Genomic DNA, 14225 nt, shown 5'->3' with positions numbered 1-14225 from the left:
ACAGGAGACACCATGATCGATTCCGCGCAGACCCCCCGGTCCACCGAGCTGACCTTCTCCCTTCCTCCCGGAGGGGTGGATGCGATCGTCGCGACTCTCGCCGCCGAGGACCCCGCCGCCCCGGCGTTCGTATACGAGCGCATCGATCCGTTCAGCCGCGAACCGCTGACCACGTGGATCGGCCTGACCGTGCGGCGGCGGCGCCCTCGCTCCGCGGAGAGCGCATACGATGCGCTCCGCGACGAGCTGCGGGAGGCCAGGGCTGACGGCGCCGCCGGCGGTGTCTTCGCCTTCGTCGCCTATCCGGACGCTCCGGACCGCAGACCGACGCCGGCGGGCGGGCTTCTCACGCCCGACGAGGTGCTCCTGGGCCTGATCGACTACATCCGCATCGACCACCGCGAGGGCACGGCTCGGGTGATCCACGTCGGCGAGGGAGGAGAGCAGCAGGTGCGCGCATGGGCGGAGCTCTGCGCCCGAGCCGTCTCCTCCCCTCTGGACACGAGTGATCGCGGCTCGGACTTCGGGTGGACCCCCGCCGTCTCGGAGCAGGTCTTCGCGGATGCCGTGACCTCGTTCCAGAGCAGGTCGGAGTCCTCCGGGGTGGGCGGTGTGGTCCTCTCCGTGCCGGTCACGAGCACGCTTCCCTCCGAACCCGTCTCCAGCTATCGCACGCTGCGCTCCATCAACCCCTCGACCTGCATGTTCCTGGTGCAGACGCCGGGATTCGGGCTGTGGGGTGCGACGTCGCTGTCGCTGGCCGAGGTGCGCGATCGCTACGTCGTCGCCGAGACGGACGGAGCCACGCACCCGATTCCCGAACTGCCCGATGGTGAGGAGTACGAGTGGGTCCCGTCCGCCAAGGAGATCTCCGAGTACGACGTGGTGGCTGACGCGCTGTGGGAGGACCTGGCCCCGATCTCGGCGCCGGGCACGGAGAGGTTCACCCGGGAGCGGGAGAAGCGGGTGTTCTTCCGGCTGGGTCACCTCTTCGCCGAGGTGCAGGCCGACATCGCCGACGGCTTCGACGAGGTCTCTGTCGTGCAGGCGCTCTCGCCGCACGGAGCCGCCGTGGGTCACCCCCGCCCCGCGGCGATGGCGATGATCGCGGAGCTGGAGACGGTGCCGCGCGGGCCGTTCGCGGGCATGATCGGCGTCTTCGAGACGGACGGCGCCACGGATGCCGCGGCCGTGACCCGGTCAATGTGGAGCACCCCGGAGGGGAGCGTCGTCCACGCCGGGGCGAAGGTGGTGCCTGCGTCGGTCCCCCGGGAGGAGTATGAGGAGTCCGTGCTGAAGACCCTCGCACTGCGCCAGTCCGCACGTCCGCTCGTCCAGGGCGACTGAACGGTCGAGGGCGGTCTACTCCGCGCCCCCGGAGTAGACCGCCCTCTCGAACGAGAGATACTCGGTCAGCGAGGTCGGGTCGCCGAACGGCAGCACCTGGGTCGCCCAGACAGCCGCGAGGGCGGATTCCGGGTCGATCCAGAAGTACACGTTCGCAAGGCCCGCCCAGGACACGGCTCCTCGACGCCTCCCGGTGGGAGCGTCGTCGAGCACGACCATGCCCAGGGGCGACCATGACGTGCGCAGGCCGGGAAACAGCGTGACGTCGAGCGACGCCGAGCGCCGCGTGCTCCTCAGCGACCCCGCGGGCATGCCTCCGATCCGGGTGGTCAGCGCGAGCCTCACGGTGTTCGCGGACAGCACGCGTCCGGCCGGCCCCTTTCCGCCGTTCAGCCACATCCGAAGGAACCGGGCGTAGTCGTCGACCGTGGAGTAGAGGCCGTGTCCGCCCATGTCGATCTCGGCCGCCTCTGGGATGGCGAACTCGGTCGGGCGCAGTTCTCCTGTCGTCTCGTCGCGGCGATGGACCGTCGCTCGACGCCGCATCCGTGCGTCGTCGAGCGTGAACGCCGTGTCGGGCATCTCGAGGGGATCGAGGATGCGCTCCCGTATCACCTCTGACAGCCGGGCGCCCCGCACGGCCTCGACGAGCTGACCGATCCAGTCGGAGCTGAGGCCGTACTCCCAGCGCTCGCCGGGGTCGAAGAGGAGGGGGGCGCTCAAGGAGGCGCGGGTCGCCGTGCTCTGGGTGACGATGTGCCCTTCCCGCAGGAGCTCGGCATAGACCGGATTGAAGTTGTCGTAGGCGAATCCCGAGGTGTGCAGGAGCAGCGTGCGGGGTGTAATCGGGCGCCGCGGAGGGCGCAGGAGGGGCGTGCCGTCGGATGCTCTGCCGGTGAGCACTCCGATGCGTCCGAGCTCGGGGAGGTAGGTCGTCGCCGGTTCGTCCCACTCCACCGCACCCTCGTCGATGAGCTGGAGGAGGGCGGTCGCGGTGACGGCCTTCGTCGCCGAGGCGAGCATGATCACGCTGTCGGGAGCGAACGGACGATCCTCGCCCAGGCGGAGCCGACCGCCGGAGCCGCGGTACAGCACGCCCTGCGGGCCGGTCACGACCGCGGCGACGCCGGGCAAGGCGGTGGTGTCGATTAGTTGGTCGAGGGCGCGGACGGCGGACGCGGACAAGTCGGGCATGGCGGTGTTCCTTCGGTGACGCGGCGGCGGCCTTCGTCGTGTCGCCGCCGGTGATTGACACGATCGTAGCCGCAAAGTATCGTTATGTGCGAACAGCGCATAAGCGTGCGCAGTACGCACAACTCAAAGGAGAGCACTGTGAACTCACGGTGGAGCGAGCGTTTCGGGCGCTCGGGCACGACACGATGGTCACGCCGCATGGTGGGCGTGCTCGCCGCCCTCTCGGTCACAGCGGGGCTTCTGGCCGCCTGTGCCCCGCAGGCACAGGGCGGTGACGAGCACACGAGCCGGACCCTCACGGTCGCGACGAAGATCGACCTCGCCACCTTCGACCCCGGGCTGGCGAACTCCGCACATCAGCCGGTCTACCTCCAGCCCGTCTACGACTCGCTCGTGCGCCGGCTTCCCGACAACACCCTCGAGCCCATGCTGGCCACCGCGTGGGAGTGGGACGAGTCGAAGACCATCCTGACCTTCACTCTGCGGCACGGTGTGACCTTCTCCGACGGCACCCCGATGAACGCGGACGCGGTGAAGATCAACCTCCTGCGCTTCCGGGACAGCAACGGGCCGACCGCCGCGCGCTTCGCGGGCGTGACAGCGGTGGAGGCCCCCTCCGACGACACCGTGGTGGTGACTCTGAACGCCCCCGACCCGGCTATCCTCGACTACTTGGGCAACCAGGCGAGCTTCATCGGCAGCCCGGCCGCCATCGACGCCGGCACTATCGGAACCGAGCCGGTCGGCAGCGGGCCCTACGTTCTCGACGCGGACAAGACGGTCCCGGGCTCGCAGTACACGTACGTCAAGCGCGAGGGGTACTGGGACCCGGAGCTGCAGGTGTACGACACCATCGTCCTCAAGCCGATCCCCGACATGACCGCGCGGCTCAGCGCCATCATCTCGGGCCAGGTCGATGCGGGCACCATCGAACCGATCCAGCTCGATCAGGCCAAGGGCGCGGGGCTGTCCGTCTACGAGAACGACGTCAACTGGGCGGGCCTGATCATCTTCGACCGGGACGGGACGATGGTCCCTGCTCTCGCCGACGTGCGGGTCCGGCAGGCGATCAACTACGCCCTCGACCGGGATGCCCTCATCGAACAGATCCACAAGGGACTCGCGAAGCCCACGAGCCAGATCTTCGCCGAGGAGTCGTCGGCGTTCGACCCCTCGCTCGACGACGCGTACGGGCTGGACGTGGAGAAGGCCAAGAAGCTCATGGCGGACGCCGGATACGCCGACGGGTTCAGCGTGACGATGCCCGATCCGTCTGCGACCTTCAACCCCGCCCTGACCGCGGTCATCGGCCAGCAGCTCGCCGACATCGGCATCGCGGTCAACTGGGACTCGGGCACGACCGCCGATTACATCCCCAACGTGATCTCCGGCAAGTACCCGATGGCGTACTTCACCCTGAACCAGTCCGGCATCCCCTGGCAGGACATCACGGTCGCACTCGCTCCCGACGCGACGTTCAACCCGCTGGGGACCACGACGCCCGAGGTCGCCGAGCTCTCGAAGACCATCCAGACCGAGCCCGACGAGGCGGACGAGGCCGCGCGCACGCTGAACCGGTACGTCACCGAACAGGCCTGGTTCGCTCCGTACGCCCGCATCTCGACGCTGTTCGTCAGCAGGCCGGACACCACCCTGGAGGTACAGAGATTCCAGGTCGTGCCGTCGATCTACTACTACAGGCCTGCATCCTGACGTGATCGATCCCCCCATCGGCGACCCGTCCCGCGCCCCCTTGGCGCGGGACGGGTCGCCGAGCTCGGTCCCGTCGAGCGCGGAGGGGCGCTGGCGGCTGCTCGACGCCCACGCGGTGTCGCAGCTGCTCGCCGATGCGGGCGCAGGCTGGTGGCTCTCCGGCGGCGTCGCCCTCGATCACTGGATCGGGGCGCCGATCCGTACCCGCCTCCATGCCGATGCGAGCACGACGGCGAGCGCACTGCCGTTGCTGATCGGGGCCCTGCCCGCAGGTCTCAGCGCGTGGATGGAGGATGCGGAGGGCGGACCGCTGGTTCGGTGGCGAGACCGCGACGGGCGAGCCGGGGCCGGCCAGGTGCGGATCCGCGACGACGCCACGGGGGAGTGGGTGCTCCGGATCCACGTCGAGGACGGCACCGATGGGACGTGGATGTACCGGAGAGACCCGAGGCTTCAGCTGCCGTGGGACCGCGCGGTGCAGTCGATCGCAGGGGTGCCGACAGGGGCGCCCGAGGTGCAGCTCGTCTGGAAGGCCCTGCGTCCGAGGCCCGAGGACGACCTCGACAGGGACGCCGTGCTGCACCGTCTGTCCGCGGACGCACGGAGCTGGTTCGAGCGCGCCATCCTCTCCGTGCACCCGCATTCGAGCTGGTCGATCCATGTGCGCACCCCGTTCACGGCCGCCAAGGCGAGCTGGAACCGTCCGCGACGCTAGGCCGGTCGGAACTCGCTGTCGGCGACGGCGTCGAGCACGACGGAACGGAACCAGCGCTGGGCCGGCGAGAGGCTCGACTCGCGCCGCGTGTACAGGGCGACGGGTGTGCTGCGTGCCGGCCACGGCAGCTCGGCGATGCGCAGATCCGGGAACCACCCGCAGAACACCTGGGCGACGTGCCGGGGGAGGAGCGCCACAAGGTCCGTCGCCTCCAGCACGGGCGGCACCGTGGCGTACTCTTCGACGGTCAGGGCGACCTGGGGCATGAGTCCCTGTTCGATCATGGTCTGTACCGGGTAGACGTGGCCGCCCCGCGACGAGACCCGTACGAAACGGCGGCCATGGAACATCTCGGCCCCGGGTGCGGGGAGCGGGTGCGCGGACGAGCTCAACGCCACGTACTCGACAGCGCGCACGGGCGTCCGCCACAGCCGGGGCGGACCCAGCAGGGACACCGTCAGGGCGAGATCGATGGTTCCGCGCACCAGTCCGTCCTCGACCTGGTCGGCGTCCAGCCGCGCGACCGTCAGTCGCAGCCCCGGCGCCTCCCGGGCCAGCGCAGGCATGAGCGGCGGGAGGAAGGTCTGCTCGCCGATCGAGGTCAGGGCGAGGGCGAGCTCCCCGTCGAATTCCGATGGCTCGAACGCGTCCGTCGCGTCGAGGGTCGCATCGATCTGCGCGAGCGCCTCGTGGAGCGGGCCGAACAGCTGCGTCGCGCGGGCGGTGGGCCGCATGACGTGCCCGTCGCGGCGGAACAGGTCGTCGCCGAAGCGCTGCCGAAGGCGTCGGAGCGTGTAGCTCACGGTGGGCTGGGTCACGTGCAGCCGCTCGGCCGTGGCGGTGAGGCTGCGCAGTTCGTACAGCACCACGAACGTGCGCAGCTGGTTGAGATCCGCGAGAGACATATATAGATGGTATCTATTCCAGCAGGCAAATCTATCTATTGGAACACTATGCGCGAACGGTCCTAGAGTCGGGACAACCGGCATCCGAGTGACAAGGACGACACACGTTGATCATCGACATTCACGGTCACTACACGACCGCTCCCGCTCAGCTGGGGGCGTGGCGTGACCTGCAGATCGCCTTCGCAGGCGGCACGGGCGAGGCACCGGACCCCGCATCGCTCACCATCAGCGACGACGACATCCGCGAGACCATCGAGGTCAACCAGCTGCGGCTCATGGACGACCGCGGCATCGACGTGACCGTGTTCAGTCCGCGGGCCTCGTTCATAGCCCACCACATCGGGGACCTCGCCGTGAGCACGACATGGGCCCGCATCTGCAACGACCTCGTCGCCCGCGTCGGCCGGCTCTTCCCCGACCGCTTCCTCCCGGGGGCCATGCTCCCGCAGTCACCGGGCGAAGACCCGAAGACGACGATCCACGAGCTCACCCGTGCCGTCGAGGAGCTCGGCGCGGTCGCCGTCAACCTCAACCCCGACCCGTCCGGCGGCCGGTGGAGCGCCCCGCCGCTCACCGACCGCTCGTGGTATCCGATCTACGAGAAGCTCGTCGAATACGAGATCCCGGCCATGGTGCACGTGAGCACCACCTGCCGTCCCGACGTGTTCCATACGACCGGCGACCACTACCTCGGTGCCGACACGACGGCCGTCATGCAGCTAATCACGGGCGACCTGTTCCGCGACTTCCCCGATCTCGCGCTCGTCATCCCGCACGGCGGCGGCGCGGTCCCCTACCACTGGGGGCGGTTCCGCGGGCTCGCGATGGCCCTCGGCAAGCCCGAGCTCGACGAGCACCTGCTGCAGAACGTCTTCTTCGACACCTGCGTCTACCACCAGCCGGGCATCGACCTGCTCACCGAGGTCATCCCGACCGAGAACATCCTGTTCGCGAGCGAGATGATCGGCGCCGTCCGCGACGTCGACCCGCGCACGGGCCATTACTTCGACGACACCAAGCGCTACGTCAACGCGACCCCGAACCTCACCGACGCCGAGCGCGCACAGGTCTTCGAAGCGAACGCCCGTCGCGTCTACCCGCGCCTCGACCGCGCACTCGCCGCCCGCGGCCTCTGAGAACGGAGAAGCCCCATGCGATTGAACGACCTCGGCATCGTCCGCACCCGCATCCCTCGTCCCGATCCCGACGACGTCGCGCGCATGTCGCAGTTCGGAGTCGCGACCATCCACGAGGCCATGGGCCGTGTCGGCCTGATGCGTCCTTACCTCCGGCCGGTGTACCCGGGGGCGAAGCTGTGCGGACCCGCCGTCACCGTGCTGCTCCAGCCTGGCGACAACTGGATGTTCCACGTCGCGGCCGAGCAGGTGCAGGAGGGCGACGTGCTCGTCGCGGGCTGCACCACCGAGAGCGAGGACGGCTTCTTCGGCGAGCTGCTGGCGACCTCGCTCACCGCCCGAGGTTGTAAGGGGCTCGTGATCGACGGCGGCGTACGCGACGTCGCCGACCTCGAGCGCATGGACTTCCCGGTCTTCTCGCGGGCGATCAACGCCAAGGGCACGGTCAAGGCCACGCTCGGCTCGGTGAACGTGCCCGTCGTCGTCGCGAACGCTCTCGTGAACCCGGGTGACGTGGTCGTCGCGGACGTCGACGGTGTGGTGGTGGTGCCCCGTGAGCTCGTGGGCGCGGTGGCGGATGCCAGCCGAAAGCGCGAGGACAACGAGGAGTCCAAGCGGCAGCAGTTCCGCGACGGTGTGCTCGGCCTCGACCTGTACAAGATGCGCGAGCCGCTGGCCGCCGCCGGCCTCGAGTACGTGGAGGACTGACATGGCGCACGGAGACACCACGGGCGGCTTCACCAAGACCGAGGGCTGGCTGGACTGGTACGACGGACCCAGCACCCCGGCGTTCCGGATGCCGGAGGGCGCTGTCGACGCGCACTGCCACGTCTTCGGCCCCGGCGCCGAGTTCCCCTATGCGCCGGAGCGCAAGTACACTCCGTGCGACGCCTCGGCCGACCAGCTGTTCGCGCTGCGCGACCACCTCGGCGTCGACCGCAACGTGATCGTGCAGGCGACCTGCCACGGCGCCGACAACCGCGCGCTCGTCGACGCGCTGCGCCGCAGCGAGGGCCGGGCGCGCGGCGTCGCGACCGTGCGCCGTGACGTCACGGCCGAGCAGCTGGCCGACCTGCACGAGGCCGGTGTGCGCGGTGTGCGCTTCAACTTCGTCAAGCGTCTTGTCGACCGGGTGCCGACCGACTCGCTCGCCGGGATCGTCGAGAAGATCGCGCCGCTGGGCTGGCACGTGGTCATCTACTTCGAGGCCGAGGACCTCCCCGAGCTGTATGACTTCTTCTCGAGCATCCCGACCGATGTCGTGGTCGATCACATGGGCCGGCCCGACGTCACGAAGGCTCCGGACGGAGAGGAGTTCGGGCTCTTCCTGCGCTTCATGCGTGAGAACCCCAACGTGTGGACCAAGGTGTCGTGCCCCGAGCGGCTCAGCGTCCGCGGCCCCCGCGCTCTCGTTGGCGAACGGCACGCGTACACCGACGTCGTGCCGTTCGCCCGTCGCGTGGTCGAGGAGTTCCCCGACCGCGTGCTGTGGGGCACCGACTGGCCCCACCCCAACCTCACTGACCACATGCCCGACGACGGGCTGCTGGTCGACTACATCCCGCAGGTCGCGACGACGGCCGACCTGCAGCGCAAGCTGCTGGTCGACAACCCCCATCGCCTGTACTGGGCGGACTCCGACACCACCGAAGGAGCATGATCATGGCACTCGACAAGCCGTACAAGAACATCCCCGGCACGACCATCTACGACGCCGAGCAGGCGCGCAAGGGCTACCACCTCAACCAGTTCGCGATGTCGCTGATGAAGCCCGAGAACCGCGAGCGCTTCCTCGCCGACCAGGCCGCCTACCTCGACGAGTGGCCGTTGAACCCGGTGCAGCGCCAGGCCGTGCTCGACATGGACCTCAACACGATGATCGCCGAGGGCGGCAACATCTACTTCCTCAGCAAGATCGGCGCGACGCACGGCCTGAGCTTCCAGCAGATGGCGGGCTCCATGACGGGCATGTCCGAGGGGGCGTACCGCGACATGATGATCGGCGGCGGACGGCGTCCCGAGGGCAACCGGCTCAAGGACCTCGACGGCTGGACCCCTCCCGCGCCCGGCGAGAAGGCCGAGACCATGCGCCCCGACGCACCCGCGTCGTACACCTCGGCGCTGTTCACCTCGCACGTGCCGGCGATCGGCGCGGCCATGGACCTCGGCAAGACCGAGGAGCCGTACTGGAAGAAGGTGTTCGACGGCTACCAGTGGACCCGCAGGTGGGCGAAGGAGAACACCCCCGACGTCGTCATCCTCGTCTACAACGACCACGCGACGGCCTTCGACGCCTCGATCATCCCCACCTTCGTGCTCGGCACGGGGGCGGCGTACCCCGTGGCCGACGAGGGCTACGGCCCGCGTCCTGTGCCCGATGTGAAGGGGTACCCCGAGTTCGCTGCGCACCTCGCGCAGTCGATCATCCAGGACGACTTCGACCTCACGCTCGTGAACGAGATGGTCGTCGACCACGGTCTGACCGTGCCGCTGTCGCTCGTCTACGGCGAGCTCGGTCCGGATGAGGAGTGGCCGGTGCGCGTCATCCCGCTCGCGGTCAACGTCGTGCAGTACCCGGTGCCTTCCGGCCGCCGCTGCTACGAGCTCGGCAAGGCGCTGCGCCGTGCGATCGACAAGTGGGACGGCCCCGCGCTCAACGTGCAGATCTGGGGCACCGGCGGCATGAGCCACCAGCTGCAGGGGCCGCGCGCCGGCCTCATCAACAAGGAGTGGGACAACGCGTTCCTCGACCACCTCATCGCCGACCCGCTGGGACTGACCGAGTGGCCGCACATGGAGTACGTCGACGAGGCGGGCTCCGAGGGGATCGAACTGGTCGACTGGCTCATCGCGCGCGGTGCCATGGACGACCAGTTCGGCGGAAGCGCGCCCGAGGTGGACCACCGGTTCTACCACGTGCCGGCATCCAACACGGCCGTCGGCCACCTGGTGCTGTCGAATCCGGTGCGCGTGAACGAGGCGGCCGCGGCCGAGGCCCCCGCCGAGGAGCCCGTGCGCGAGCCCGTCGCCCGCGTCTGAGCAGAGACACCGAGGAGAACCAATGAGCGACAAGGTCCGCATCGCGGTCGTAGGCGCGAACGGCGCCTTCGGCATGAAGCACCTCGACGGGCTGGCGAACATCGACGACGCCGAGGTGACCGTCGTCGCCGCGACCTCGCAGGAGAAGGCGGATGCTGTGGCGCAGCAGTACGGCGTGGCGAACGCCGTCGTCGGCCTCGACGCCGTGCTCGAGCGCGTCGACGTCGACGCCGTGATCCTCGCGACGCCGACCGGCCTGCACGCGAGCCAGATGCAGGCGGTGCTCGCGTCAGGCAAGCACGTGCAGGTCGAGATCCCGCTCGCCGACTCGCTGGGCGATGCCGAGGCGACTCTCGCGGCCGCCGAGGCGTCCGACCGCGTGGCGATGGTGGGGCACACGCGCCGGTTCAACCCCTCGCACCAGCTGGTGCACGACCGCATCGCCGCCGGAGGGTTCCATGTGCAGCAGATGGACGTGCAGACGTACTTCTTCCGCCGCACCAACACGAACGCCAAGGGCGAGCCGCGGTCGTGGACCGACCACCTGCTGTGGCACCACGCGGCCCACACGGTCGACCTGTTCGCCTACCAGGCGGGCAGGGTCGTGCAGGCGAACGCCATCCAGGGCCCCCTTCATCCCGAGCTCGGCATCGCGATGGACATGTCGATCCAGCTCAAGAGCGAGTCCGGTGCGATCTGCACGCTGTCGCTGTCGTTCAACAACGAGGGGCCGTTCGGCACATTCTTCCGCTACATCGGCGACACGGCGACGTACATCGCGCGGTACGACGACCTGTATGACGGTGCAGACAACCAGATCGACGTGTCGAACGTGGCCGTGAGCATGAACGGCATCGAGTTGCAGGATCGTGAGTTCGTCGCGGCGATCCGCGAGGGCAGGGAGCCCAACTCGTCGATCCGTCAGGTGATCGACTGCTACCGGGTGCTCGGGATGCTGGAGGAGCAGCTGGCGTGATGCTTCCGCGCATGGGACTCGGGTGCATGAACCTGAGCCACGCCTACGGCGTCCCGCCGACCGTCGACGAGGGCCTCGCGGTGATCCGCGGGGCCCTCGAGGCAGGCGTGACGCACCTCGACACGGCCACGCTGTACGGCGGCGGGCGCAACGAGGAGCTCGTCGGGCGGGCGCTCAAGGGGCGACGCGACGAGGTCGTGCTGGCCAGCAAGGGCGGCATGGCGATCGTCGACGGGGTGCGGGTGATCGACGGCCGCCCCGAGACGCTGCGCGCGCAGGTCGACGCCTCGCTCGGGCGGCTCGGCGTCGAGCACATTGATCTGTACTACCTGCACCGGTGGGACAAGCGGGTTCCGATCGCCGACAGCGTCGGCGCACTGGCGGAGGCGGTGGACGCCGGCAAGATCGGCGCCATCGGGCTCTCGGAGGTGTCGGTGGAGCGTCTGCGCGAGGCCCGAGCGGTCGCCCCCATCGCCGCCGTGCAGAACGAGTACTCGCTGTGGACGAGGAATCCCGAGATCGCGATGCTTGAAGAGACCCGTGCGACGGGCGTCGCGCTCGTCGCGTTCTCGCCCGTAGCGCGTGGCTTCCTCTCAGACAGCGTTCGCGATCCGGCGGAGCTCGCCGAGGAGGACATCCGCCGGCCGATGCCGCGCTTCAGCCCCGAGCACTGGCCTGCCAACGCCGCGCTACTGCCGGGGTGGCGGGCGCTCGCCGCCGAAGCCGGGTGCACGCCCGCGCAGCTCGCGCTGGCGTGGCTGCTCTCGCGAGGCGAGCACGTCGTGCCGATCCCCGGTACCACCAGCCTGCGCCACGCCCGTGAGAACTACGCGGCCCTGGCGCTATCGGTTCCCGCGGAGCTGCTGGACCGTGCGGGCCGTCTCATCGGGCGGCACAGCGTGTCGGGCCCGCGCTACGCGGACCAGGCGACCGCGGAGGTCGATGCCGAGACCTTCGAGGACGTCGCATGAGGGCAATCTCGTCGATGGCGACCCGCCACGTGCTCGCCGATCTGGTCGCTGCGGCGGCGGCGGTCGGACTGCCCGCGATCGAGGTGGAATCCGTCGGAGGGATCGACGCCGCCGAGCTGGTCGCCGCAGGAGAACCGCTGGACCTCGTCCTCCTCGCCGCGGGCGCGCTGGAGCGACTCGCCAGGGAAGGGCATGTCGATGCGGCGACCGTGACGCCGATTGTGTTGTCGCAGGTGGCCGTCGCTGTGACGGCTGGGCGCGATGAGCGTGGGGCGCGCCCCGAGGGTGCCGCCTTCGCCGACGCCGCGGCGCTGCGCGACGCCCTGTGCGCGGTAGAGCGGATCGGCTACTCGACCGGCCCCAGCGGCGTCGCGCTCGTGCGCATGATCGAGCAGTGGGGGCTGGCCGCCGAGCTGGGCGATCGGCTCGTGCAGGCGCGCCCTGGCGTCCCGGTAGCGCGCTCGCTGGCCGATGGCGACGTCGACCTCGGCTTCCAGCAGCTAAGCGAGCTCGTCGGGCAGCCGGGGGTGCGCGTTCTCGGGGTCATGCCCGACGACTGCGCGATCGACACGGTGTTCGCGGGGGCGGTGGCGACCGTATCCGCCGATCCCGGCCGGGCCGCTGACGTGCTGTCGTTCTTCGCCTCCGACGCCGTCGCCGCGATCAAGACGGACCACGCCTTCGGCGTTCCCGCCTGAGCATCCGCCGTCTCGATCTCGGTGCGACCGTGATGGTCGATCCCGTCTCGACGTCAGCGCTAGGGCACGCGACGGCCGCGCGCCATGAAGCTGTCGGGCGACCGCGTGATCGACACCGTGTTTGCAGGTGCGGTCGCGACCGCGAGCACCCATGACGGCGAGGTGCTCCGCTTCCTCGCTTCCAAGGACGTCGCCTCGATGAAATCCAACCTTTATCTGCCTGCACCACCAGCGTGACGAGGCGGGACACGGCCCGCGCGCCGCGGTCACCGCCCCTTCACGTGACAGGCGCGTCACTGTTCGAGGACGACGTATTGTAATGCGGCGACGACGGCCCGAGACCCTACTGGTCGCAACCCGAGCTGCTGCACGCGATCTCGCTCCCCTCGATCGACAGGACTGTGGGTAGCGGCGCTGGCAGGCGGCGGTCTCTGGAGTCATCGGGGCCGGCACGGCGCGCAACACCACCAGCACCGCCACGGTGCTATCTCCGGACTCTCCTCTCGATCGACGGCCGATTCTCATTTGCCACGGTCCATGCCGTCCGTTGTTTCCGTTTATGTGTCAGCGGTAGCCACGGCTGTCGCTCACGCAATAGTTCGGACATGGCAGCAGCGGGATGTGCCGCACGAGATGATCCTGTCTATCTGCTTATCCCGCGAGTGGGTATGCGCGGTGAAGACCCTGGTGCTCGTCAGAACTGGCTTATGGGTCGATTACAGGCCTTCGATCTCGGCGGCGATCTCATCGCTCTGCTGGCGGAGCGTCATAGGTGGTTCCGCGTACCGTTGTAAAACGACCGCGACGGCGCCGGTGCCGACGATCACGCAGGCCGCTCGTCAGAGAGTCGTGATCTCCAGCTAGATGCGACCTTGAGCAACCCTCAGAACACACTTCTCTCGCAAGCTTAGGCGTGCTGGAGCGCGCCTAAGCTGCTGCGTGCGATGTGTCCGGCGATGTCCCGACCCTGGTGGGGGAGTGCCTGGTCCCCGTTGACGAGGGCGACCCAGACTGCATTCTGGCAGGCGCCCGCGATGGCCAGTGCCTCGGCTTCGAGGTCGAGTGCTGTATTGATGGTCCCGTGTTCCGCTGCGGTGCGAAGGTAGCTGTGGATTAGTTCCCAGATCTGCCGGGGGCCGGTGTCGCGGGCGTTGTGCGCGTCCCGGTAACGCTGGAATATCGTGGCGTCGGTGAGCGCGCTGGCGGCGATGGGGTAGCTGGCTCGGTAAAAGTCGAGCGCGGCCGTGCACAGGTCGGTGAGATCGACGATGAGATCGCCGGGCGGCTTGCGGCTGGCGACCTGCGCAAGGTGATCGATCTCCGGCAGCCCGAAGGAGAGGACAGCCGCGATGAGGCCGCCCTTGTCACCGAAATGGCGAAAGATCGTGCCCTCAGCGCAGCCAGCTTCGGCGGCGACGCGTTTGGTGGTCAAAGCGGCAACGCCGTCGCGCCGGATGAGGTTCGCTGTCGCCGTCAGGATCAGCTCCCGGCGCGTCTCTACTGACCCCTTGACCATGGCACTACTATA

Annotated in this window: 14 protein-coding genes; 11 read left to right on the top strand and 3 right to left on the bottom strand. The window is 69.1% G+C overall.

Annotated elements, in window-relative coordinates; translation table 11 throughout:
* Window positions 1–12 precede the first annotated feature (12 nt).
* Window positions 13–1347 (top strand): chorismate-binding protein, encoded by a 1335-nt coding sequence (locus tag CSX12_RS11405; RefSeq protein WP_164479572.1) that lies wholly within the window; start codon window positions 13–15, stop codon window positions 1345–1347.
* A 15-nt stretch (window positions 1348–1362) separates the two neighbouring features.
* Here CSX12_RS11405 and CSX12_RS11400 read toward each other — a convergent pair whose 3' ends face one another.
* Window positions 1363–2541: a serine hydrolase domain-containing protein gene (locus tag CSX12_RS11400; RefSeq protein WP_124895849.1), complete on the bottom strand. Its 1179-nt coding sequence runs from the start codon at window positions 2539–2541 to the stop codon at window positions 1363–1365.
* 138 nt (window positions 2542–2679) lie between these two features.
* Between CSX12_RS11400 and CSX12_RS11395 the strand changes: the two genes are divergently transcribed.
* Window positions 2680–4254: an ABC transporter substrate-binding protein gene (locus CSX12_RS11395; RefSeq protein WP_164479571.1), complete on the top strand. Its 1575-nt coding sequence runs from the start codon at window positions 2680–2682 to the stop codon at window positions 4252–4254.
* A 1-nt stretch (window position 4255) separates the two neighbouring features.
* Complete coding sequence (locus tag CSX12_RS11390; protein WP_241160443.1) at window positions 4256–4969, top strand: hypothetical protein; 714 nt, start codon at window positions 4256–4258, stop codon at window positions 4967–4969.
* On the opposite strand, the gene CSX12_RS11385 is transcribed toward CSX12_RS11390, so the two are convergent.
* Window positions 4966–5874: a LysR family transcriptional regulator gene (locus CSX12_RS11385; RefSeq protein ID WP_124895847.1), complete on the bottom strand. Its 909-nt coding sequence runs from the start codon at window positions 5872–5874 to the stop codon at window positions 4966–4968. The genes CSX12_RS11390 and CSX12_RS11385 overlap by 4 nt on opposite strands.
* A 107-nt stretch (window positions 5875–5981) precedes the next feature.
* On the opposite strand from CSX12_RS11385, the gene CSX12_RS11380 reads away from it, so the two are divergent.
* From CSX12_RS11380 to CSX12_RS18605, 8 genes are all read left to right on the top strand, one after another.
* On the top strand, window positions 5982–7013 hold the full coding sequence (locus CSX12_RS11380; RefSeq protein WP_124895846.1) for an amidohydrolase family protein: 1032 nt from the start codon (window positions 5982–5984) through the stop codon (window positions 7011–7013).
* Window positions 7014–7028: 15 nt separating this feature from the next.
* On the top strand, window positions 7029–7721 hold the full coding sequence (gene ligK / locus CSX12_RS11375; RefSeq protein WP_124895845.1) for a 4-carboxy-4-hydroxy-2-oxoadipate aldolase/oxaloacetate decarboxylase: 693 nt from the start codon (window positions 7029–7031) through the stop codon (window positions 7719–7721).
* A 1-nt stretch (window position 7722) separates the two neighbouring features.
* Complete coding sequence (locus CSX12_RS11370; RefSeq protein WP_124895844.1) at window positions 7723–8673, top strand: amidohydrolase family protein; 951 nt, start codon at window positions 7723–7725, stop codon at window positions 8671–8673.
* A 2-nt stretch (window positions 8674–8675) separates the two neighbouring features.
* Entirely contained in the window at window positions 8676–10052 is a 1377-nt protein-coding gene (locus CSX12_RS11365; protein ID WP_241160442.1) for a protocatechuate 4,5-dioxygenase subunit alpha/beta, read from the top strand.
* 22 nt (window positions 10053–10074) lie between these two features.
* Complete coding sequence (locus tag CSX12_RS11360; RefSeq protein ID WP_124895843.1) at window positions 10075–11028, top strand: Gfo/Idh/MocA family oxidoreductase; 954 nt, start codon at window positions 10075–10077, stop codon at window positions 11026–11028.
* On the top strand, window positions 11028–11999 hold the full coding sequence (locus CSX12_RS11355; protein WP_241160612.1) for an aldo/keto reductase: 972 nt from the start codon (window positions 11028–11030) through the stop codon (window positions 11997–11999). The genes CSX12_RS11360 and CSX12_RS11355 overlap by 1 nt, the downstream gene beginning before the upstream one ends.
* The gene (locus CSX12_RS11350) at window positions 11996–12697 is read left to right on the top strand and encodes a substrate-binding domain-containing protein (protein ID WP_124895842.1); all 702 of its coding nucleotides are present in this window, start codon (window positions 11996–11998) and stop codon (window positions 12695–12697) included. Before CSX12_RS11355 ends, CSX12_RS11350 begins: the two co-directional genes overlap by 4 nt.
* Window positions 12698–12781: 84 nt before the next feature.
* The gene (locus CSX12_RS18605) at window positions 12782–12934 is read left to right on the top strand and encodes a hypothetical protein (RefSeq protein WP_206427075.1); all 153 of its coding nucleotides are present in this window, start codon (window positions 12782–12784) and stop codon (window positions 12932–12934) included.
* 670 nt (window positions 12935–13604) lie between these two features.
* Here CSX12_RS18605 and CSX12_RS11345 read toward each other — a convergent pair.
* Window positions 13605–14213, bottom strand: a complete 609-nt coding sequence (locus CSX12_RS11345; protein ID WP_124895841.1) for a TetR/AcrR family transcriptional regulator — start codon at window positions 14211–14213, stop codon at window positions 13605–13607.
* Window positions 14214–14225: the final 12 nt, after the last annotated feature.

The sequence above is a fragment of the Microbacterium sp. Y-01 genome (assembly GCF_003856715.1).
Taxonomy (GTDB): domain Bacteria; phylum Actinomycetota; class Actinomycetes; order Actinomycetales; family Microbacteriaceae; genus Microbacterium; species Microbacterium algeriense.
The sequence above is the reverse complement of the archived record's forward strand: the minus strand, read 5'-3'. Positions and strand labels throughout refer to the sequence as shown.

Excerpts from the sequence above, each read along its gene's own strand:
- ligK (WP_124895845.1), top strand. The coding sequence starts at position 7,029 with ATGCGATTGAACGACCTCGGCATCGTCCGCACCCGCATCCCTCGTCCC.
- CSX12_RS11385 (WP_124895847.1), bottom strand. The coding sequence starts at position 5,874 with ATGTCTCTCGCGGATCTCAACCAGCTGCGCACGTTCGTGGTGCTGTAC.
- CSX12_RS11360 (WP_124895843.1), top strand. The coding sequence starts at position 10,075 with ATGAGCGACAAGGTCCGCATCGCGGTCGTAGGCGCGAACGGCGCCTTC.
- CSX12_RS11345 (WP_124895841.1), bottom strand. The coding sequence starts at position 14,213 with ATGGTCAAGGGGTCAGTAGAGACGCGCCGGGAGCTGATCCTGACGGCG.
- CSX12_RS11355 (WP_241160612.1), top strand. The coding sequence starts at position 11,028 with ATGCTTCCGCGCATGGGACTCGGGTGCATGAACCTGAGCCACGCCTAC.
- CSX12_RS11405 (WP_164479572.1), top strand. The coding sequence starts at position 13 with ATGATCGATTCCGCGCAGACCCCCCGGTCCACCGAGCTGACCTTCTCC.
- CSX12_RS11400 (WP_124895849.1), bottom strand. The coding sequence starts at position 2,541 with ATGCCCGACTTGTCCGCGTCCGCCGTCCGCGCCCTCGACCAACTAATC.
- CSX12_RS11365 (WP_241160442.1), top strand. The coding sequence starts at position 8,676 with ATGGCACTCGACAAGCCGTACAAGAACATCCCCGGCACGACCATCTAC.
- CSX12_RS11350 (WP_124895842.1), top strand. The coding sequence starts at position 11,996 with ATGAGGGCAATCTCGTCGATGGCGACCCGCCACGTGCTCGCCGATCTG.
- CSX12_RS18605 (WP_206427075.1), top strand. The coding sequence starts at position 12,782 with ATGAAGCTGTCGGGCGACCGCGTGATCGACACCGTGTTTGCAGGTGCG.
- CSX12_RS11370 (WP_124895844.1), top strand. The coding sequence starts at position 7,723 with ATGGCGCACGGAGACACCACGGGCGGCTTCACCAAGACCGAGGGCTGG.